At 27.0% G+C, this 21,234-nt stretch carries 20 protein-coding genes and 1 other annotated feature; of the genes, 17 read left to right on the top strand and 3 right to left on the bottom strand.

Annotation, left to right across the window (positions count from 1 at the left end; genetic code table 11):
* Positions 1-9: 9 nt before the first annotated feature.
* From BUB01_RS05450 to BUB01_RS05525, 16 genes are all read left to right on the top strand, one after another.
* On the top strand, positions 10-903 hold the full coding sequence (locus BUB01_RS05450; RefSeq protein WP_072985671.1) for a pilus assembly protein TadG-related protein: 894 nt from the start codon (positions 10-12) through the stop codon (positions 901-903).
* A gap of 72 nt (positions 904-975) precedes the next feature.
* Complete coding sequence (gene cpaB, locus BUB01_RS05455) at positions 976-1,929, top strand: Flp pilus assembly protein CpaB (RefSeq protein ID WP_072985672.1); 954 nt, start codon at positions 976-978, stop codon at positions 1,927-1,929.
* A gap of 12 nt (positions 1,930-1,941) precedes the next feature.
* The gene (locus tag BUB01_RS05460; protein WP_072985673.1) at positions 1,942-3,087 is read left to right on the top strand and encodes a CpaE/TadZ family protein; all 1,146 of its coding nucleotides are present in this window, start codon (positions 1,942-1,944) and stop codon (positions 3,085-3,087) included.
* A 16-nt stretch (positions 3,088-3,103) separates the two neighbouring features.
* Positions 3,104-4,456, top strand: coding sequence for a TadA family conjugal transfer-associated ATPase (locus BUB01_RS05465; protein WP_072985674.1), 1,353 nt, complete (start codon positions 3,104-3,106; stop codon positions 4,454-4,456).
* A gap of 136 nt (positions 4,457-4,592) precedes the next feature.
* On the top strand, positions 4,593-5,549 hold the full coding sequence (locus BUB01_RS05470) for a type II secretion system F family protein (RefSeq protein ID WP_072985675.1): 957 nt from the start codon (positions 4,593-4,595) through the stop codon (positions 5,547-5,549).
* A 17-nt stretch (positions 5,550-5,566) separates the two neighbouring features.
* The gene (locus BUB01_RS05475) at positions 5,567-6,481 is read left to right on the top strand and encodes a type II secretion system F family protein (protein ID WP_072985676.1); all 915 of its coding nucleotides are present in this window, start codon (positions 5,567-5,569) and stop codon (positions 6,479-6,481) included.
* An 11-nt stretch (positions 6,482-6,492) separates the two neighbouring features.
* On the top strand, positions 6,493-6,834 hold the full coding sequence (locus tag BUB01_RS05480) for a DUF192 domain-containing protein (protein ID WP_072985677.1): 342 nt from the start codon (positions 6,493-6,495) through the stop codon (positions 6,832-6,834).
* 168 nt (positions 6,835-7,002) lie between these two features.
* Positions 7,003-7,680: a response regulator transcription factor gene (locus tag BUB01_RS05485; protein WP_072985678.1), complete on the top strand. Its 678-nt coding sequence runs from the start codon at positions 7,003-7,005 to the stop codon at positions 7,678-7,680.
* Positions 7,655-8,656 carry a sensor histidine kinase gene (locus BUB01_RS05490; protein WP_072985679.1) on the top strand — a complete coding sequence of 334 codons (1,002 nt, stop codon included), beginning with the start codon at positions 7,655-7,657 and terminating at the stop codon, positions 8,654-8,656. Before BUB01_RS05485 ends, BUB01_RS05490 begins: the two co-directional genes overlap by 26 nt.
* Positions 8,657-8,803: 147 nt before the next feature.
* Positions 8,804-9,559: an ABC transporter ATP-binding protein gene (locus BUB01_RS05495; RefSeq protein ID WP_143152454.1), complete on the top strand. Its 756-nt coding sequence runs from the start codon at positions 8,804-8,806 to the stop codon at positions 9,557-9,559.
* A complete protein-coding gene (locus BUB01_RS05500) occupies positions 9,559-11,637 on the top strand; it encodes an FtsX-like permease family protein (RefSeq protein ID WP_072985681.1) in 2,079 nt (692 codons plus the stop codon). Before BUB01_RS05495 ends, BUB01_RS05500 begins: the two co-directional genes overlap by 1 nt.
* 339 nt (positions 11,638-11,976) lie before the next feature.
* Positions 11,977-12,918: an acyl-CoA dehydratase activase-related protein gene (locus BUB01_RS05505; RefSeq protein ID WP_072985682.1), complete on the top strand. Its 942-nt coding sequence runs from the start codon at positions 11,977-11,979 to the stop codon at positions 12,916-12,918.
* Complete coding sequence (locus tag BUB01_RS05510) at positions 12,908-13,999, top strand: 2-hydroxyacyl-CoA dehydratase (RefSeq protein WP_072985683.1); 1,092 nt, start codon at positions 12,908-12,910, stop codon at positions 13,997-13,999. The genes BUB01_RS05505 and BUB01_RS05510 overlap by 11 nt, the downstream gene beginning before the upstream one ends.
* Positions 13,981-14,928, top strand: coding sequence for an acyl-CoA dehydratase activase (locus tag BUB01_RS05515; protein ID WP_072985684.1), 948 nt, complete (start codon positions 13,981-13,983; stop codon positions 14,926-14,928). The genes BUB01_RS05510 and BUB01_RS05515 overlap by 19 nt, the downstream gene beginning before the upstream one ends.
* A gap of 275 nt (positions 14,929-15,203) precedes the next feature.
* Positions 15,204-15,428: a binding site (T-box leader), on the top strand.
* 74 nt (positions 15,429-15,502) lie between these two features.
* Positions 15,503-17,194: an arginine--tRNA ligase gene (gene argS, locus BUB01_RS05520; RefSeq protein WP_072985685.1), complete on the top strand. Its 1,692-nt coding sequence runs from the start codon at positions 15,503-15,505 to the stop codon at positions 17,192-17,194.
* Positions 17,195-17,199: 5 nt separating this feature from the next.
* Entirely contained in the window at positions 17,200-17,985 is a 786-nt protein-coding gene (locus BUB01_RS05525; protein ID WP_084108393.1) for a ribonuclease H-like domain-containing protein, read from the top strand.
* Between the two features lie 17 nt (positions 17,986-18,002).
* Here the strand turns inward: BUB01_RS05525 and BUB01_RS05530 are convergent, their stop codons facing one another.
* The 3 genes from BUB01_RS05530 to BUB01_RS05540 all read right to left on the bottom strand — a co-directional run bounded on the left by BUB01_RS05530 (position 18,003) and on the right by BUB01_RS05540 (position 20,242).
* On the bottom strand, positions 18,003-18,140 hold the full coding sequence (locus tag BUB01_RS05530; RefSeq protein ID WP_072985687.1) for a FeoB-associated Cys-rich membrane protein: 138 nt from the start codon (positions 18,138-18,140) through the stop codon (positions 18,003-18,005).
* Between the two features lie 29 nt (positions 18,141-18,169).
* A complete protein-coding gene (feoB, locus tag BUB01_RS05535; protein WP_072985688.1) occupies positions 18,170-19,936 on the bottom strand; it encodes a ferrous iron transport protein B in 1,767 nt (588 codons plus the stop codon).
* Between the two features lie 87 nt (positions 19,937-20,023).
* Positions 20,024-20,242 (bottom strand): FeoA family protein, encoded by a 219-nt coding sequence (locus BUB01_RS05540; RefSeq protein ID WP_072985689.1) that lies wholly within the window; start codon positions 20,240-20,242, stop codon positions 20,024-20,026.
* Positions 20,243-20,496: 254 nt separating this feature from the next.
* On the opposite strand from BUB01_RS05540, the gene BUB01_RS05545 reads away from it, so the two are divergent.
* Entirely contained in the window at positions 20,497-21,225 is a 729-nt protein-coding gene (locus BUB01_RS05545) for an HAD-IB family hydrolase (RefSeq protein WP_072985690.1), read from the top strand.
* Positions 21,226-21,234 lie beyond the last annotated feature (9 nt).

Raw genomic sequence — 21,234 nt, forward strand, 5'->3', positions numbered from 1 at the left:
GAGTTGAATTTGAGAAAGTTAGATAACAAGGGAAATATTTCAATTATTTTATGTTTACTTGTAACTGCATTATTTGGGTTTACAGCTTATGTAATTGATATAGGGATGCTTTATGTAGAGAAAATAAAATTATCAAATGCAATTGATTCAGCGGCATTAGCAGCAGCTCTTGAATTACCAAATGATTATATAAAATCGAAAAGTATAGCTATAGAGTATTTAAGTAAGAATAATGTAGATCCAAATAAAGCTAAAGTAATTATTAGTTCTGATTACAAGAGTATTCAAATATCAGCAGTCAAGAATGTAAATCACATATTTGCGTCTATGATAGGTATAGGAAATAGTGAAGTGAATGCTAAAACAAAAGCTATTGTTGCACCTATAAAATCAATAAAAGGTGGGATAAGACCTTTGGCAGTAGAAAATTATAACTTTTCTTATGGGGATTTAGTAACGCTTAAAGAAGGTGCAGGTGATGGATATCATGGAAATTATGGTGTGGTTGCACTTGGTGGAAGCGGAGCAAATGTTTTTAGAGGAAATGCATTATATGGGTATAGTGGAACAATATCGGTAGGTGATTATATAGATACTGAACCTGGTAATATAGCAGGAGTTTGTAATGATATAAAAAATTTTATTAATTCGGAGAATAGTACTTTCAACAATTTTCCAAGGAGCTCTATAAGATTATGGACAATTCCATTAGTGGATTCTTTAGTTTTGGATGGAAAAAAGTCAGTATTAGTTGTAGGATTTGCAGAATTTTATGTAGAGAATGTAAATAATAGAGCTGGCAATATAGAAATTAATGGAAGGTTTATTAAATATGTTTTGAATTCTGAAGTTGATGAAAATTTAAGTGATACAGGTGCATATGGTGCAAAATTGTCAAAATAAAAGGTGAGCTTATATGAGCTTTTATAAGTTGAAATTTTATATAAGCTCACTAAGGCTAATAAGGAGGTTAACATGAAAAGTATAGCTCAAAAATTAATAATTTTATCCTTTATTTTAGCATTGATTACTTCCATAACTGTTTTTTTATATTTGAAATCCTTAAGAATACAAAATGAAGGAAATAAAAAGACAAAAATTTTAGTTGCTGTTGAAGCAATACCTCCAAGAACTCTTATAGATAAAAAAATGATTAAGGAGATGGAAGTTACAGATACCCCTGTTTTTGGTAATTCTGTTAAGGATGCTTCAAAAATTATTGGAAAATATACAAAGGAAAGTATTTCAAAAAATGAGGTGTTTTATGATGACAATCTTTTGGATAAAAATGAAGATGAGCTTAGCTTAAAAATAGATAGTAATCATAGAGCAATTTCTATTAGCGTTACAGGGGATTCAGGAGTCTCGGATTTGTTAAAACCAGAAGATTTTGTTGATGTTATTACTTATATAGGAGAGAAGAAAGATGGTGCTAGAACAGTCAACAAGGATATGGCAAAAATTATATTACAAAATATTGAGGTATTAGCAGTAGATAAAAAAATTAATAGAGAAGAAAATATAAAGAATAAGGCAGCTGAGAAAGAAAAAACATTAACAAACTTTTTAGTAACATTATCAGTTAGTTCTTCAGAAATAGAAAAATTAGTGTTGGCTGAAAGTATAGGAAGCATCAAATTAGTACTTAGACCTTTAAAAGAAGATGTCCATATAGAAACAAAAGGAACTACTTTAAAAGAACTCGCTGTTAATGAATATAATAAAGGGGATTTTACTGGAGAAAATGTTGTAACTAATAATAATGAAAAATATACAAGCTACACAGTAAAGCAAGGAGATACATTAAAAAAAATCAGTAAGGAATTTTATGGAGATGAAAGTAGATTTACTATTATAAAGGAAGCTAACAATATACCAGATGATTTGATATTAACTGGAGAAATAGTTAAGATTCCAATAGTAAAATAGGGTGGTGAAAGTATGGACAAGATTAAGATACTAATTGCTGATGATATTAAAGAAACAAGAGATGTTATAAAAAAGATACTTAGCTTACAAAAAGAAAATATTGAGGTAGTAGGAGAAGCTGATAATGGAGAAGAGGTACTTAAACTTATACCAAAAATTAAACCGGATGTAGTTTTAATGGATATAAATATGCCTATATTAAATGGATTAGAAGCAACTGAAAGAATAACAACTGAGTATCCTTATGTAATGGTGATTATAATGTCAGTGCAAGCTGAAAGTGAATATTTAAAGAAGGCAATGTTTCATGGAGCTAAAGAATATATAATAAAACCTTTTAATTATGATTCATTAATTGAAACTATAGAAACAACTTATCAAAAATATAAAACAAGACAAATAAATAGGGTAGAAGGTATAAGACAAACAAGAACTACAAAAATCATATCATTTTTTAGTTCGAAAGGTGGAGTTGGAAAATCAGTTTTATCAGTTAATACAGCACTTGTTTTAAGTAAAGCAGAAAATAAAAAAGTACTTCTTATAGATTTGGATTTACAATTTGGTGATATAGGAATGTTAGTTAATCAATATAATCAAAAAAATATTTTTAATGCTGTAGAAGATGGACAAATAGATTCTTATGAAAAAATAAAATCTTGTTTATATGAGTGTAACGGAAATCTTGACATATTGTTTGCTCCACCTAAACCGGAAACAGCAGAATATATAGTAAAGGAAAACATTGAAAATATAATAAATTTAACCAAAAATCAATATGATGTAATTATTGTGGATACAGGTATAAATTTTAATGATATTACCCTTTATATTTTAGACGTATCAGAAAAAATATGTTTAGTTTCAACTTTGGATATTATAGCACTTAAAAATACAAAATTAGGGCTTGAAGTTATGGAATCGCTTGGATATGACAACCAAAAGGTCAAACTTGTTATAAATAGATTTAATTCAAAGTATGGAATAAGTAAAAATGAAGTAGAGGATGCTTTCAAAAATGGTATTTTTGCAGTTATACCAGATGAGGAGAAGATAGTTATTAATTCAATAAATAAGGGAGAGCCTTTTTGTAATAATAACTATCAGAAATTAAAAATAGGGAAAGCAATAGAAATGATGTGCCAAAGCTTAATCTAAGAGGAGGGAGCAAAAAATGTCTTTAATGAAAAGGTTAGAAGAGATAAATGGAGATAAAAAGATTAATAAACAAAATGAAAAACAAATAAATCCATATTATGAATTAAAAACAAAAATTCAAAATAGAGTAATTGAAGAATTAGATATAGATTTTAATGAAATTCCTGATCAACTTGATATAGATTTCTCTGATCATAATGAAGAATTAAAGCAAAAAATTGATTATATAGTAAGTAAAAATATAGAAGAAGAGTCACTTAATATGACTAATAATCAAAAGAAAAAATTAAAAGAAGAGTTATTAGATGAAATTATAGGTTTTGGTCCCATTACAGGTTTACTTACAGATAATAAGGTTACCGAAATAATGGTCAATGGTCCTAATCATGTATATATCGAAAAAAATGGGAAGCTGATACTTACTGATGCAAAATTTAAAAATGATAATCATGTACTTCATGTTATTAAAAAAATTGTTGCACCAATCGGAAGAAGAATAGATGAAAGTTCGCCTATGGTAGATGCAAGACTTCCTAATGGATCAAGAGTAAATGCAATAATCCCACCACTATCTCTTGATGGACCTTCAATTACAATAAGAAAATTTGCAGAAGATCCATTTAAAGTAGATGATTTAGTTAATTTTGACACACTTAATCCAAAGATGGCAGAATTCATAAAATGTTGTGTAGAGGGTAGGCTTAATATAGTTGTTTCAGGTGGAACTGGAAGTGGGAAAACTACTACATTAAATGTTCTATCTTCTTTTATACCAAATGATGAACGTATAGTAACTATAGAAGATGCTGCAGAGCTTCAGCTTTCGCAAGAACATGTTGTAAGACTTGAAACAAGACCTGCAAATGTGGAAGGAAAGGGAGAAATTGCAATAAGAGATTTAGTTAAGAATAGTCTAAGAATGCGTCCAGATAGAATTATTGTAGGAGAAGTTCGTTCTGGAGAAGCACTTGATATGCTTCAAGCTATGAATACTGGTCATGATGGCTCTTTAACAACAGGACATGCTAACACTCCTAGAGATATGTTATCAAGAATTGAAACTATGGTACTTATGTCTGGTATGAATCTTCCTATTAAAGCTATTAGAGATCAAGTTTCATCAGCAATTAATTTAATAATTCAGCAATCAAGACTTATGGATGGAAGCAGAAAGATAACTCACATAACAGAGGTTCAAGGTATGGAAGGAGATACGATAATTCTTCAAGATATATTTAAATTTGAACAAAAAGGTGTTGATGTTAAAGGAAAGGTAAAAGGAGAATTTGTTTATACAGGTATTATGCCAAAGTTTGTGAAAAAGCTTAGAGAACAAGGAATAAATATACCACAAGATTTATTTAAGTAAGGCTATGAAGTTTGCATTTGGTAAGTCAAAGTTAAATGATATTTTTAAATTTCAACTTAGTTAATGGAACTTACGTTGTAACAATACTTATGCGAATATATGAGTATAATCTGACTTAAAAATGGGGGGAGAATTTATGATAATTGTTATAATAATATCTTTATTTTTCTTAGTTTGGATAATTTTTAGCTTAATATTACTAAATATTTTTAATAAAGAAAAGGCAATTAATAAACTTAAATATTTCGATAATGATTATATAATTAATAAAAAACTAAAAGATAATAAGAAAAATAGTATAGGCATATTAAAATTTATGGGTACGCTTATACCAAAGAGTATGTTAAATAAAGATAAAAAGCTTGAAAATCATCTTCTGAAAGCTGATTTACCTATTACAATAGAGGAGTTTTTAGTTATAAAGATACTCTCATCTTCAGTTCTTACTTTTTTAACTTTCACACTTTTTAAAGATTATTTTATTATGATTTTGGTATTTAGCTTAGTATGGAATTTACCAAGATTTGTAATAGCAAAAAGAAAAAAGGATAGAATTAAACTTTTTGATAGTCAGTTAAATGAAGGGATAACCATAATTTCCAACTCTTTAAAGGCTGGTCATTCATTTTTACAGGCTATAAAGGTCGTATCAGAAGAAACAAAGGATCCTTTTTCAAAGGAATTTAAAAAACTCCTTAAAGAGATGAGCTTAGGAATTTCTGAAGAGGAGGCTTTAAAAAACTTAATTATTAGAATTGAATCAGAGGATCTTAGACTTGTAGTGAATGCTATTTTAATACAAAAAGATATAGGGGGAAATTTATCAGAAATATTAGATAATATATCAGAAACTATAAGAGAAAGGCAAAAGATAAAAAATGAGCTTAAAACATTAACAGCACAGGGGAAATTATCAGGTATTATTGTAGCGCTTATTCCAATTTTTCTAGGATTAACAATTTATCTTTTTAATAAAGAATATATGATATTACTATTTACTACATCTACTGGCTTGATTATGATAGTAGCGGCTATTTTAAATGAAGTTATTGGACTATTAATGATAAAGAAAATTATAAATATAGATATGTAAAGAAAGGAGAAAAATATATGCTATATATCTCAATTCTTATATTCTTTTTATCAATATTCTTTTTTTTATATAGTATATTATCTATTTTAAATAAAGACCAAATAAAAATTAAAAAAAGGCTTAATAATCTTAAGCATATTAATATGACAAATGAAAAAAAGCTAGAAAGGGAATCCTTTTTCGAAAGAATTATTTTACCTTTTTATAATGATTTTAGTCAAACATTATTAAAGATTACTCCAAGGCATAAAAGAGAAATGATTAATAAAAAACTAGAAAGAGCAGGACTTTTAAAAAATATTAACATAGAAAAATGGTTATTTATTAGAAGTATTATTATCTTATTTTCATCATTAATTATAGGAATAGTATCGTTTCTAGTTGAACCTAATATTATGAAGTCTTTAGTTCTTATAGTACTTGTTATAGTATCTATAAATGTCTTTTTAAATTTCTATTTAGCAAAGAAAATTCAAGATAGAAAAAAGAAATTGCTAAAGGATTTACCATATACTTTAGACTTAATTACAGTAAGTGTTGAAGCTGGATTATCATTTGATGGAGCTATAGCTAGAGTTATTAGTAATATAAATGGAGATCTTTGCGATGAATTTGCAAAGAGTCTTAAAGAGATTAGGATGGGAATAGAACGTAAATTAGCACTTAAGAATATGAGTGACCGTTGTGAGTTAAAGGAGATTTCAATGTTAATTACATCTTTAATACAAGCAGATGAACTAGGAGTAAGCTTAAGTAGAGTACTTAGAATTGAATCTGCAAATTTAAGGGAACATAGAAAGCAAGTATCAAGGGAAAAAGCTATGAAGGCTCCTATCAAGATGTTATTTCCATTAATTTTCTTTATATTTCCTTCTATTTTTATAATTATACTTGGTCCAGCCGTTATAAAAATGATTAATATATTTGTTTAGGAGTGATAAAGGTGGTTAAAAATTTATTATACCAATCAAAAGTTATATCAGAAATATTTATAGCGGATAGCTTTATAAAAAGATTTTTAGGTCTTATGTTTCGTAAAAATCCACACCATGAAGCAATTTTAATTAAACCTTGTAATAGTATTCATACGTTTTTTATGAATTTTGATATTGATGTATTATTCATAAATGAAAACATGGAAGTGATAAAAAAAACAGATGCTCTTAAGCCAGGAAAAGTTGTATTTCCACAAAAAAAATGTAAAATGATTATAGAAGGAAGAGTAGGAATATTTAAAGACATTAAGGTTGGAGAAAAACTTGAAATACTAAGCAATATACAGTGAATATTTATATTAAGATATACTTTACTTATAGTATAAAACTACTTATTAAAATGCTAAAGGCATCTTGGTAAGTAGTTTTTATAATATTAAAAAGTATAACGAGTATTTGGAACTTAATATTAAGATATAGTATAATAAAAATTGTAAATTTAGTTATCAGGAGGAAAAATGGAGATTTTATTGATAGAGGATGATATAAAGTTAAAAAGGTACATTAGTGAATATTTAGAAGCTTATGATTATAGTGTTACTACAATTGAAGACTTTAATACTGTAATGGAGACTGTAAATGAAGTTAGTCCAAATTTAATAGTTTTAGATATTAATTTACCTAAGTTTGATGGTTTTTATTTCTTAAAACTTATAAGAAAATCATATAATACACCTATAATAATACTTTCAGCGAGAAGTGATGAAGGAGAGCAAATACGTGGAATGGAACTTGGTGCTGATGATTATGTAACTAAACCTTTTAGTGTAGGAATTTTACTTGCTAAGATTAATGCTTTATTAAGACGTGTATGTGAATATAGTGAGGTAGAGAATGAATGCCAAGGCGAATTGTTTTTAATTCATGAAAGTATGAAGTTAAAGTATAAAGATCAAATTATAGAGCTTACAAAAAATGAATATAGAATACTAAATATACTGATAAAAAATACTGGAAAAGTTGTTACAAGGGAAGATATGTTAGAAGCTTTATGGGATGATACAGTTTTTGTTGATGATAATACTTTAACAGTCAATATGACAAGGGTTAAAAAGAGATTAAGTGACTTAGGTATAAATAATGTTATTGTAACTAAAAGAGGTGTAGGTTATGTCTTTAATGGAATTGATAGTTAAAGTATTAAAGATAAAAAAGAGAGATTTTATAGCACTTTTTATAAATTCTTCATTGTTAATATTGTTTTATCTTTTGTTATTTGAAAATAGTGAGATAGTATATCCAGTTTTATTAAGTAGTTCAGTAATATTAGTATATTTTATATTTGAAACTATAAATTATAGAAATTTTTTGGAAAAGCTTGAAGATAGTAAGAAAAGTCCTAATTATAGAAATAATAAAGTTAATGCTAATGAGATGGAAATATTAAGTGTAATAAAAGAAATACATAATGACTATCTTAATAGAATATATTCGCTAGATCAAAGCATAAAGGATAGATATACTTTGTTTTCAAAGTGGATTCATAATATGAAGACTTCAATAACTGTAATAGATTTGGCTTGTGAAAAAAGTGCTCTGAATGGAGAAAATAATAAGTGCATGGAAGATATAAAGGAAGAAAATGCTACGCTTAAAAAGAATTTAGAAGAATGTTTAAATATTTTAAGATTAGATGACTTTTCAAGAGATTATATGACAGATTCTTGTAATCTCAGAATGATTATTAATGAAATAGTTAATGCAAAAAAAAGAGATTTTATATATAAAGGGGTATTTCCTAAGGTAGACATAGATGAGAGTATTTATGTTTATACCGATAAAAAATGGTTTTCTTATATGATAGAACAGATAATATCTAATGCTATAAAATATTCTAATGGTCATAGTGGAAGTTCTGTAAATATAAAAACTAATAAAGTTAAAAATAAAATAGAATTGATAATTGAGGATGAAGGCATAGGTATTAGTAAAGAAGATTTACCTAGAGTATTTGATCCATTCTTTACTGGAAATAACGGAAGAAAAGAAAGAAGTGCTACAGGAATAGGACTTTATATGGTAAAAATTATAGCGAATAAACTTGGACATGTTGTTGAAATTGATTCAGAATTAGGAGACAAAACACAGGTTAAAATAATACTTAATAATTAGAGGGTTATTTAAAGCTTTCAAGAATGTAAGATTATGTAAGGTGAATCCATTTCAGTATTACAGAGTCCTTTTTATAATAAGATTATAGTTTGAGTTTATATTTATTAGCTCATAATGTTAATCTTTAAAGAAGAGAGGTATAGTGAAGTGGATATTTTAAGAGTAAATAATTTAACAAAGGTTTATAATTCCTATAAAGGAGCAAAAGAAGTAGTAGCATTGGATGCTATAAGTTTAAACGTTAGTAAAGGTGAGTTTGTTGGTATAATGGGACCAAGTGGAAGTGGCAAAACTACACTACTTAATATACTTTCAGGAGTTGATAAGAGTACTTCGGGAGAGGTGATTATAAGTAATAAAGATATTAGTAAAATGAAAAAGGACGAGTTAGCCTTATTTAGAAGGACTAATATAGGTTATATATTTCAAGATTTTAATTTATTAGATAGTTTAACCTTACAGGAAAATATAGCTCTTCCTCTTATTTTAGATAAGGTAGAACCAAAGGATATTAATAAAAGAGTTCTTAATCTTATGTCTTTTTTTGATATAGAAGATCTAAATAAAAAGTATCCATATCATATTTCAGGAGGTCAGAAACAAAGGGTAGCAGCTGCAAGAGCATTAATTAACAACCCAAGTATAATATTTGCAGATGAACCAACTGGAAATCTTGATTCAAAATCATCTAATAATATAATGCAAACAATAAGTAGAATGAATAAAGAAATTGATAGTACTGTTTTAATGGTAACTCATGATCCATTTGCAGCATCATTTTGTAAGAGAATTATATTTATTAAAGATGGAAAAATAAAAATGGAAATAACATCAAATGGCGACAGGAAAAGGTTTTTTGATAAAATATTAGAGGTTCAAAGTGTTATAGGAGGGGATAACTAATGACTTTCTCTTCTATAATAAGAAAAAATTTTATTCATAATTTTAATAAGTATATTTCTTTTTATTTTGTTAATTCATTGATTGTAGCTATGCTATTTATGTATGGTAGTTTAGCATTTAACAGAATCATATTAGAAAACTCGTATAAAACATCTTTAGATAAGGTTGTAAATACTTCTTTAATGGGACTAATAATATTTTCCATAATTTTCATAACATATACTAATGTAGCTTTTTTGAAAAATAGAGGTAAAGAGTTTGGGATGTATATGACCTTAGGTATGACAACAAAGGACTTAAGTAGACTTATTATAGTGGAGAACTTAGGAATAATGCTATCCGCAGCAGGAACAGGGATTTTGTTTGGAGTACTATTTGGAAGGTTGTTTTATATGGGGCTAAATAAAATATTAAAGATAACTCCAGTTCCTTATGAACTGAATTATAAAAGTTTTTTATTGAGTTTAGGTGTTTTTATATTAATATTTTTAGCTAATGTTATATTCAATATGATTTATATAAGAAGGGTATCTATAATAAATGTTATAAAATCATCAAAGAAAAAGGAAATAGGTAAATCAAATATTATTTTAGGAATAGTAGCATTAATATTATTAGTAGTATCGATTTATTGTGTTCCTAAAACATTATTAAAAGAAATATTTAAGGACCAGCAATATATAATTTGGGTATTTATAAGTTTAACTATAATATGTCCATATATTTTAATAGGCTCTCTTATATCAATAGTAAAAAATATACTAAGTAAGTTTCCTAGGACTTACAATAAAAATATACTTGTACTTTCAAATTTATCACATAGATTTTTAGCATATAAAAATGTTTTATATATGCTTTCATTATTAGTAGCTGGAGCTATGTTTTTTGTAGGTTTTAGTTATTCACTATATACTGCAACTAGGGAATATGTGGAGAAAGATCGCCCATATGATATTTTTTTTGTTGAAACAAATGAGTATAATAAGGTAAAAAAAGATGATGTAGAAGAGGTTATAAAAAAAAATAATGGTGTTGTAAAAGATTATAAAGTATTAGAACAGTTAGCAGTGCCTAGTTTTATAATTGAAGATTCAAAATTATCTTTAAATAGTGGTAAAGATTCTGTTATAAGTGAAACAAATTATAATAAGCATATGGGAACTAATATAGATATTAAGCCTAATGAGGCTATGTATATAACAGTAGTTAATGAAAAAATGGAATTTGAGCAACCAACAGTTATTTTGGCTACAATTAACAAGACGGATTTAGAAAAAGTTAAAAACAATCCAAAAGTCAAAAATAATAAGATAAGTAAAGAAGAGTTTCAAAATATAATAGGACAAACCACGTCTTTATATTTAGATAAGAAAAATATAGAAGTAAAGAAAGGTGTTCCTTTTACAAATTTCGCGTATAATAGTCAATATTTATCGTTAAACGCGCTTGTATTAGATGATGAAGATTATAATAAACTAAAAAATAATTTACCTGCTTCATCAGTGGAAAAAACACATTTATTAAATGTTAAAAATGGTGATGATTCATTTAAAGGGTTAGTAAATTACTTAAGAGATGATAATGGATTAGATTATTCATATTGGAGAGAAGGCACAATTTCAAATGAAACTTTAAAAGGTGAAAGAGGTATTAAAGAGTGTTACAGACCAGTATATAATGAAGAATTAATAAGATTACAGTTAAATAGAAATGGGCTTATATTCTTTACAATGATATTTATAGGTGCATTGTTTGTAATATCTAATGGAGTGGTACTTTATTATAAAGTATTATCAGATATAGATAGTGAAATGGAAAGAATAGAATCATTAAATAGAATAGGTGTCAAAGAAAAAGAACTTAAGTCTACAATAAGTAAAGAATTAGGAATAACCTTCTTTATACCAATGCTTGTAGGTGGAGGACTTGGGACATACTATTTATATGTATTATCTTCTAATACAGGAATAGTAGAGTTATTAATGCAAAAGGCATTTTTAGTTTTAGGATTAGGTGTAATAGTTCAATTTATATTTTATTTAATAAGCAGAGAGAAATATATAAAAGAAGTTATATAAAAATATTTGTTAAAAAGCATACCTTCCTGTGAATTATAACGAGGAAGGTATGTTTTTTAATATTATAAATTTGATTTAATTTTAAATAAATATTGTTTATAAGCGCTTCATTTAAATGATATTTATTAATTAAATATAGGATAAATAAGATTGTTAAAATATAACGTCTTTAGTATCAATTTGTAGAGATATTTTAATGGGGTATCTCTTAGCGTAAGTGTGCTTATACCTAAAAGATTAACTTAATTTAAAATGTAGATTATATATGGTATTTTTGAATAAATTTAATTTGTTTTGGTTAAATTATTAGCATATTGAGTTTTTGAAAGGATTGATATTATGAAAAAGGAGACTATAATAGGCATACCACGAGCTTTTTTATATTTTAAATATAAGTATTTATGGGAAACTTTTTTTAAGGAATTGAACTGTAAAATTTTGATAAGTCCTGAAACAAATAGAAAAATATTAAAAGATGGTATTGCTAATTCAATAGATGAAAGTTGTTTATCTTCTAAGATTTATATGGGGCATGTATATTATTTAATAGATAAAGTTGATTACATATTAGTTCCTAGGATTGTTAACTTTGGTAAAAAGGATGTTGTTTGTACAAAGTTTAATGCATTATATGATATTGTTAATAACACTTTTAGAAATGTGAAATTGTTGGACTACAATATAGACATAGAAGAAAAACAAAGCGAATTTAAAGGTTTTATGAAAATGGGAAGAGCATTAGGGAAGGACTATATAAAAGTATTAAAAGCATATTTAAAAGCTAAAAAAATGGAAGATTATTATAATCATAAGAAAGTTAAAGTTCAGGAAGAATTATTAGAGAATAGTGATAAGTTAAAGATTTTAATAGTTTCACATCCTTACAATATATATGATAAATTAATAGGATATCCGATAATTAAATTTTTAGAAAGTTTTGATGTTGTACCTATATATTCAGATGTGGCTAATAAAGAAGAAGTAATGCAAAGATCAAAGGAAATTTCAAAAACTTTATATTGGATATATAATAAAGAATTAATAGGCGCGATGCAACATTACATAAATAAAATAGATGGAATTATATTTTTATCTACATTTCCTTGTGGGCCTGATTCATTAGTAACAGAGTTGTGTCTTAGAAAAATAAAAGGAATACCTATGACGAATATTATATTAGATGAATTACAGGGGGAGGCAGGAATCTATACAAGGATAGAAAGTTTTATTGACATAATTAAAGAAAGAAATAATAGGAGGAAAATAACTAATGGCAAATAAAGAAAGAATAATTAGTTTTCCACATATAGGTAACTATTATGTTGCAATAGAGTTTTTAATAAAAAATACATTAAATATGAAGATTTTAATACCGCCTCCAATAACAAAAAAAACTATAGAATTAGGTAGTAAATATAGCCCAGATTTTGTTTGTGTACCGTTTAAGTATAATTTAGGAAACTATATAGAAGCTTTAGAGGCTGGAGCAAATTTTTTAGTGCAAGCAGGTGGTGGTTGTAGATTTGGTTACTATGGAGAAACTCAAGAGCAAATTTTAAAAGATATTGGATATGATTTTGAATTTTTAAGTATTTTAAATACAGATGATTTAAGTCCATTTTCTACATATGGGATATTTAAAAATTTAAATCCGAAGCTTTCTTTAAGAAAATTTACATATTATTTTTCATTAACATTTAAAATGGTTGAAGTAATAGATAGCATAGAAGAATATATTAGAGAAAATATAGGGTTTGAAGTTAAGAAAGGAAGCTTTGAAAAATTACAAAAAAATTTTTTAAACGAAATAAAAACAATTAATAATTTTAAAGAGATTAAAAGCTTATATAAAAAATATGATACATTATTTAAAAATGTATCAATTAATAAACCTCAAAATCCAATTAGAGTTGGTATTGTAGGCGAATTGTATACTGTTATGGAACCATATGGCAGCTATTTTATTGAGAAAGAATTGGCTAAAAAAGGAATTGAAATAACAAGATTTATAACAGTAACGTATCTATTTAAAAAACATCCAAAAGCCAAAGATTTAATTAAAAATTCAGGTAAATATTTAAAGTATACAATAGGAGCGGATGGTACTGATAGTGTATCAAAAGCAAAACAACTTGCGGAAGCTGGCTACGATGGAATTATACATTTTAAACCATTTGGCTGTACTCCAGAGGTAAATGCAATGCCAATGTTACAAAATATAAGTAATGATTATAACATGCCAATATTATATTTTAGTTTCGATTCGCAATCATCTGAAACAGGAATAAAAACAAGATTAGAAGCATTTTATGATATGATTTCTATGAAGAGGGAGAAAGAAAAATGCAAAAATGTTATTTAGGAATAGATATAGGTTCTATATCAACAAAAGGTGTAATTATAGATAGCGATGATAATATAATAGCAGAAAAATATATTTGGACAGAAGCTGATCCTATTAATGCTGTTAAAAGATTAATACATGATTTAAAAAAGCAAGTAGAAGGAAAAGATATTAAAGTTAAAGCGGTAGGAACTACAGGGTCAGCAAGAAAGTTAATAGGTACAATTCTTAATGCACAAATTGTTAAAAATGAAATTACAGCACATGCTATAGGAACACTTTCTATTTATCCAGAAGTAAGAACAATTTTTGAAATTGGAGGGCAAGATTCTAAAATTATTTTAGTGCAGGATGGAATAGTTGTTGATTATGCAATGAACACTTTATGTGCCGCAGGAACAGGTTCATTTTTATCGTCTCAAGCTAAACGTTTGGGAGTGAAAGTTGAAGAATTTGGAAAGTTAGCATTAAAGTCAAAGAATCCAACAAAAATAGCTGCTAGATGTACTGTTTTTGCTGAATCAGATTTAGTGCATAAGGCTCAAATAGGTCATAAAAAGGAAGATATTATAGCTGGTTTATGTAGGGCTGTTGTTACAAATTATTTAAACAATGTAGGAAAAGGAAAAGCTATAAAAGCGCCAATAGTATTTCAAGGTGGAGTAAGTAAAAATGTTGGAGTAATAAGAGCATTTGAAGAAGAAACAGAAGAAAAAATATATGTGGATAAATATGGACACTTAATGGGAGCTCTAGGGGTAGCTAAACTTGCTAAAAACTCAGGAAAAGAACAAAATTTTGATTTTGATATAGCAGAAATGAATTTTGAAACCAGAGGAGTTGAATGTGGTAAGTGTGCTAATAATTGTGAGATTATTTGTATTTATAAAAATAACAATTTAATTGATGCTTGGGGAAATAAATGTGATAATGGAGCAGTTGTTTAGTATTCTTTAGAACCACTATAAAATGAGCAAATAGTTATATAGTTAATTATCTATACTTCTAAACATATTTAATGCAACTAATACTCATTGACATGACAAAGTTAATATTACCCAGAATCCAAGATTAAAGTATTTACTTATAGTAATATTTTAATTATAAATATTACTTCACTAAAATAATTGAGTGGTTATAAAATTATATTAAAAAATTTATAAGCAGGATTTTTCCTTGACAATATTTGTACTATAAATATATAATTAATTTAAATTAATATTTAAAGTCTAAGAAGAGGAAAGTAGCTTTAATGGTGATCTCAAGCGAATAGGGGTAGAGTGTAAGCCCTATAGATTATGTTTTAGTGAAGTAGAACCTTGGAGATGCTTTATGAAAGTATATATTATGTATAAGTAATAAAAGCCGTTAAATTCGTTAAGTTATTAAGTGGGTAGAACATTTCTACCAAATTGAGTGGTACCGCGGAACATAGTCCGTCTCTTTGAATAGAGACAGGACTTTATTTTTTTGTATCACATTTTTTAAATTTGTCAAAACTATTTCTAGGAGGAGATATTTATGGATTATAAAATTTTAGTTGCAGAAAGAATTAAAGAACATGTGGATTTAGAATTAGAAGTTATTAGTAAGCTTATTGAAATACCACCAAGACCAGAGATGGGAGATTTCGCTTTTCCATGCTTCCAACTTTCAAAAGTTATGAGAAAAGCACCAAATATTATAGCTACAGAACTTGCATCTCAAATTAATAAAGAAAGCTTTGAAAGAATTGAATGTTTAGGACCATACTTAAACTTTTTCGTAGATAAAGTAGCATTTTCTAAAAATATAATTGAAAAAGTATTATTAGATGGTGATTTATATGGTTCTTCTAAAGATGGAGAAGGTAAAAATGTTGTGGTTGAATATTCTTCACCAAATATTGCAAAGCCATTTCACGTAGGACATTTATTTACAACAGCTATAGGACATTCTTTATATAAAATGTTAAGCTTTGAGGGTTACAATACTACTAGAATAAATCACTTAGGTGATTGGGGAACTCAATTTGGTAAGCTTATATCAGCCTATAAGAGATGGGTTGATGAAGAAGCTTTAGAAAAAGAGCCTATAACTGAACTTTTAAGAATATATGTTAAGTTCCATGATGAAGCTGAAAAAAATCCGGAGCTTGAGGATGAAGGAAGAGCTTATTTTAAAAAGTTAGAACAAGGTGATGAAGAAGCCGTAGCTCTATGGAAGAGATTTAGAAATCTAAGTTTAAAAGAATTCAACAAAATTTATGATCTTTTAGGTGTTGACTTTGATTCTTGGGCTGGGGAAAGCTTCTATAACGATAAAATGGATGACATGGTTAAAGAGCTTGAAACTAAGGGTATACTTACTGAAAGCAATGGTGCAAAGGTAGTAATGCTTGATGAATACAATATGCCACCATGTATAGTGGTAAAATCAGATGGAGCTTCAATTTATGCTACAAGAGATTTAACAGCTGCTATGTATAGAAAGAAGGAATATGACTTCCACAAATGTATTTATGTAGTTGGTAAAGATCAAATACTTCATTTTAATCAAGTATTTAAAACTTTAGAACTTGCAGGACATGAATGGGCAAAGGATTGTGTTCATATACCATTTGGTATAGTTAAGTTTGCTGATAAAAAGCTTTCGACAAGAAAAGGTGATGTAGTTTTACTTGAAGATTTATTAAGTGAAGCAGTGGCTAAAACTTTAGAAACAATAAAGGAAAAAAACCCTAACTTAGAAAATAAAGAAGATGTAGCTAAAAAGATAGGTATAGGAGCTATATTATTTACTTATCTTAAAAATTCAAGAGAAAGAGATATAGTTTTCGATTGGAAGGAAATGCTTAGCTTTGAAGGAGAAACAGGTCCATATGTTCAATATGCTTATGCAAGAGCAAATAGTATACTTTTAAATGCAAAAGATATAACTGGAGAAGCTGATTTTTCAAAATTAACATCAAAAGAAGAATTTGAACTTGCTAAGACTTTAGAAGGACTTAATAAATCAGTTCTATATGCAATAGAAAAGTTAGAACCATCAATTTTAACTAGATATGTTATAGACGTGGCTAAGGCATTCAACAAATTCTACAATGCACATCATGTTCTAAACATAGAAGATGAAGGATTAAAGATTGCAAGATTAAAACTTATAGAAGCCACTTGTCAAGTAATTAAGAACTCTTTAAATCTTATAGGTTTAGATGTAGTAGAAAAGATGTAATAGATATGGAGATTATTAATAGGGTGATAAAATCACCCTTAGATAATATCCTTATAGATAAATATAATCTTCAAAATTCTATATTTTTTGATATAGAGACTACTGGATTTAATAAGGATGTAGATAAGATATTTTCAATATCTATAGGGAGATTTAAGGGGGATTTTTATAAAGCTACTGTTCTTTTTGGACTTGATGAAGAAGAGCTTTTAAAGGAGTTTATAAGATTAAGTAAATCAAAGGATTACTGGTGTTCTTTTAATGGATTGGCATTTGATGAGCCATTTATTTTGAGAAGATTGGAAATTTTGAATCTAAGCTCTATTTTAATTAATGAACATAAGGATTTTTATAGACTTATAGCACCTTACGAAAAAGGATTAAACTTAAAAGGAATGAGTCTAAAAGAAATAGAGTCTCATGTTGGGATATATAGAGAAGATTTGTTAACAGGACAAGAATGTAAAGAAGCATTTTTTGAATATTTAGAAACTAATGCTCAAGAATTAAAAAATAAAATAATGCTTCATAATATAGAAGACGTTTTATATCTTCCGTTGCTTTTTAAACTGTTAGAAGAAATAAAAAGCAGAAAATTAAAAAAGGAAAGCCTAGCATTACCTACTCAAAGATCCTTTATTAAAAAGTTAATAAAAATAAAATCTTTAAATTTATCTCATATAAATTATGAAGAATTATCTAAAAAAGATGCTTCTAGACTTATAAATGAGCTTAATCAAAAAGACTTAAATTATGATAATATAGAAAAAATAATAAAATCCACTATCTAACTAGATAGTGGATTTTATTATTTTTTATTTTTATACTTAGGACAATGAGAAGAACAGCTTCCGCAGTTACATTGTCCCTTAGATGAATTCTTTATATTTTTTAAAATTATAAATATTGCTAAAAGCACTATTAATATTGTTATGAAGATTTCCATTTTAAATCACCTTCTTTTAAAATTAAGGTCTATAGAATTAGAGAACCTAAATTGTAAATTATAAAGGCTACTATCCAAGCTAAAGTAAGTTGGTAAGTTATTGAAAATAAGGTCATCTTGTTTCCGTATTCTTTTTTCATTGCTCCTATAACTGATACGCAAGGTGTATATAAAAGAACAAATGCCATAAAAGCATATGCTGAAATTTGAGTAAAATAATTAGGAAGTACAGTGGATAAATCTCCTAAATAAATAACTTCCATTGTAGATAATACTGTTTCTTTTGCAAGTATTCCAGTCAAAAGTGAAACTGATGCTTGCCAAGTTCCAAAACCTAAAGGTTTAAATACAGGAGCTATAAAACTGCCTATAGAGAATAAAAAGCTATCATTTATATTAGATGTTATTCCATTAAAATTAAAATTTTGTAGAAACCATATTAAAACAGATACTGCGAAAATAACTGTTCCTGCTTTTTTTAAGAAACCTTTTCCCTTATCCCAAGTGTTTTTAATAACATTTTTGGGTTCTGGTAATTTGTATTCAGGTAATTCTATTATAAAAGGTTCTTCATCTTTTTTAAAAATTGTATTTTTAAATAATAAGCCTATTAGAAATGCCATAATTACACCTAAAAAGTATAATGATGCAACAACTAAGCTAGCGTGACCTTTAAAAAATACAGAAGCAAATATAGCATATACAGGAAGTCTAGCATTACAAGACATTAAAGGGACAAGTAATGCTGTAAGCTTTCTGTCTTTTTCGCTTTCTAGTGTCCTAGCAGACATTATAGCTGGAACAGAACATCCAAAGCCAACAACCATTGGTATAAATGCTTTTCCAGATAGACCTACTTTTCTCATAAGTTTATCCATTATGAAAGCAACTCTTGCCATATATCCGCTATCTTCTAATAGACTAATACAAAAGAATAAAGCAAGTATAACTGGTAACAATGCTATTATGCTAAAAACCCCAGCTATTATTCCATTAACTATTAAAGATTTAAACCATGGAGAAGTTCCAGTTAAAAGGTTACTTATAAATGGCGAGAGATTATTAGATACAAATTCCTTTAAAAGATCTGATAGTGGAAGTCCTACCCAGCTAAAGGTAAATTCAAATATAATAATCATTATTAATATAAATAGTGGATATGCTAAAAATGGATTTAAAAATACCTTGTCTATCTTTTCAGATGATTTCAATGAATCAGCGTTTTTATTAGATTTAATTGATGATTTTAGAATACTTTCTATATATCTATAGGTTTCACCTTCATCTTTAAAATCATAATTAATATCATCTTTAAATTTTTCAAAATTATTTGATTTTATAATATTTTGTACTTCAGAAATTCCCGTGCCTTTAGAAGCTACGAGACTAATGACTCTAACCTTAAGCTTTTTTTCAAGCTCGTCTAAATCCAATATAATTCCTTTCTTTTCAGCCACATCAATCATATTAACAACAAGTATTATTGGTTTTTTAAATTTCTTTAGCTGAAAAGTCAAGTATAAATTTCTATCTAAATTAGATGCATCTACGATATTTAAAATGGCATCAACTTGTTCATTTTCTAAAAAATTTTTAGATACTTTTTCTTCATTAGAAAAGGTGTCCATAGCATATATTCCAGGTAAATCTACAATTTTTATATTTTCATAAAAACCTTCTTTTTTTTCTACTGTAACTCCTGCCCAATTACCAACATGTTGATTAGAGCCTGTAAGTTCATTAAATAAAGTGGTTTTTCCTACATTAGGATTACCTAGTAAAGCAATAGTTGTCATTCAAACTCCTCCTGAAAATTAGTTATATTCTACAAAATAACTAGCAATATAATTTGCATATTTGTTTTATTATTTTTAAAATATAACTTATTTTATGAAAATATTTTTTGCGTCATTTTTTCTTATAGCTATATCAAAACCTCTAAGATTTAATACTATAGGATCGCCTAAAGGAGCAAATCTTTTTAATTGAATACTTGTACCTTCTATTAAACCTAAAGAAAGAAGTCTCTTTGCTAAATTTTCGTTTCCTAAAACATTATCTATAGTAGCCCATTCACCTGGTTTTAAATCGCAAATGCACATAATTAACACCTCACATTGAATATCATTATCATTATATAAATAATAACACTTTGTTAAACTAAAGTCAATATGATAAAATTAACATAAAATTATCCAAAGTGAATCTTACAAAGAATTAAAAGTTGAATTTCTTGCCTTTAAATTTATAAAAATTTAAAAATTAAAAACTTTTAATAGTTAGTTAAAAAATAAACAATTCTTGAAAAGAGTAATTATTAATATTTATAATATACTAATAGCAGGAGGTGATTTAAATGAAAAATATAGCAGCATTTTTTGATATAGATGGAACTTTATATCGTGAAGGTCTTATTACTGAAATGTTTAAAAAATTAATAAAATATGAGATTATTCAGCCAGAAAAATGGTATAATGAAGTAAGACCTGAGTTTTTAAAGTGGGATAAGAGAGAAGGTGACTATGACAGTTACTTATTAAAAATGATAGATATTTATATAGAAGCTATAAGAGGAATAAAAAAAGAACATATAGAATTTATAGCATCCAAGGTTATAGAGCAAAAAGGCGAAAGAGTATACACATTTTCTAGAGATAGAATTAAATGGCATAAGGATCAGGGTCATATACTTCTAACTATATCAGGTAGTCCGATAGAGCTTGTAAGTGAAATGGCTAATAAATATGGATTTGATAATTATAGAGGATCAATTTATAAAGTAGATGATATGAATAAATACACTGGGGAAGTGTATCCTATGTGGGATAGTTATAATAAGAATAGAGCAATATCAGAGTTTATTGAAAAGTATGATATAGATATATGTAAAAGCTATGCTTATGGAGATACCTCAGGAGATTTTTCAATGTTTAAAGCTGTTAAAAATCCATTTGCCATTAATCCTACTAAAGAGCTTTTAAATAAAATTCATAATGATATTGATGTTATGAAGAAAATAAATATTATTATTGAAAGAAAAGATGTTATATATTCTTTAGAACCTAATAAATTTCAGATTTTATAGAAAAGAGTG

The organism is Clostridium cavendishii DSM 21758 (assembly GCF_900141845.1).
Taxonomy (GTDB): Bacteria; Bacillota; Clostridia; order Clostridiales; family Clostridiaceae; genus Clostridium_AG; species Clostridium_AG cavendishii.

What these genes read in the sequence shown, in the direction of transcription:
- cpaB (WP_072985672.1), top strand. Translation starts at nt 976, where the DNA reads ATGAAAAGTATAGCTCAAAAATTAATAATTTTATCCTTTATTTTAGCA.
- BUB01_RS05460 (WP_072985673.1), top strand. Translation starts at nt 1,942, where the DNA reads ATGGACAAGATTAAGATACTAATTGCTGATGATATTAAAGAAACAAGA.
- BUB01_RS05465 (WP_072985674.1), top strand. Translation starts at nt 3,104, where the DNA reads ATGTCTTTAATGAAAAGGTTAGAAGAGATAAATGGAGATAAAAAGATT.
- BUB01_RS05470 (WP_072985675.1), top strand. Translation starts at nt 4,593, where the DNA reads ATGATAATTGTTATAATAATATCTTTATTTTTCTTAGTTTGGATAATT.
- BUB01_RS05475 (WP_072985676.1), top strand. Translation starts at nt 5,567, where the DNA reads ATGCTATATATCTCAATTCTTATATTCTTTTTATCAATATTCTTTTTT.
- BUB01_RS05485 (WP_072985678.1), top strand. Translation starts at nt 7,003, where the DNA reads ATGGAGATTTTATTGATAGAGGATGATATAAAGTTAAAAAGGTACATT.
- BUB01_RS05490 (WP_072985679.1), top strand. Translation starts at nt 7,655, where the DNA reads ATGTCTTTAATGGAATTGATAGTTAAAGTATTAAAGATAAAAAAGAGA.
- BUB01_RS05500 (WP_072985681.1), top strand. Translation starts at nt 9,559, where the DNA reads ATGACTTTCTCTTCTATAATAAGAAAAAATTTTATTCATAATTTTAAT.
- BUB01_RS05505 (WP_072985682.1), top strand. Translation starts at nt 11,977, where the DNA reads ATGAAAAAGGAGACTATAATAGGCATACCACGAGCTTTTTTATATTTT.
- BUB01_RS05510 (WP_072985683.1), top strand. Translation starts at nt 12,908, where the DNA reads ATGGCAAATAAAGAAAGAATAATTAGTTTTCCACATATAGGTAACTAT.
- BUB01_RS05515 (WP_072985684.1), top strand. Translation starts at nt 13,981, where the DNA reads ATGCAAAAATGTTATTTAGGAATAGATATAGGTTCTATATCAACAAAA.
- argS (WP_072985685.1), top strand. Translation starts at nt 15,503, where the DNA reads ATGGATTATAAAATTTTAGTTGCAGAAAGAATTAAAGAACATGTGGAT.
- BUB01_RS05525 (WP_084108393.1), top strand. Translation starts at nt 17,200, where the DNA reads ATGGAGATTATTAATAGGGTGATAAAATCACCCTTAGATAATATCCTT.
- BUB01_RS05530 (WP_072985687.1), bottom strand. Translation starts at nt 18,140, where the DNA reads ATGGAAATCTTCATAACAATATTAATAGTGCTTTTAGCAATATTTATA.
- feoB (WP_072985688.1), bottom strand. Translation starts at nt 19,936, where the DNA reads ATGACAACTATTGCTTTACTAGGTAATCCTAATGTAGGAAAAACCACT.
- BUB01_RS05540 (WP_072985689.1), bottom strand. Translation starts at nt 20,242, where the DNA reads ATGTGCATTTGCGATTTAAAACCAGGTGAATGGGCTACTATAGATAAT.
- BUB01_RS05545 (WP_072985690.1), top strand. Translation starts at nt 20,497, where the DNA reads ATGAAAAATATAGCAGCATTTTTTGATATAGATGGAACTTTATATCGT.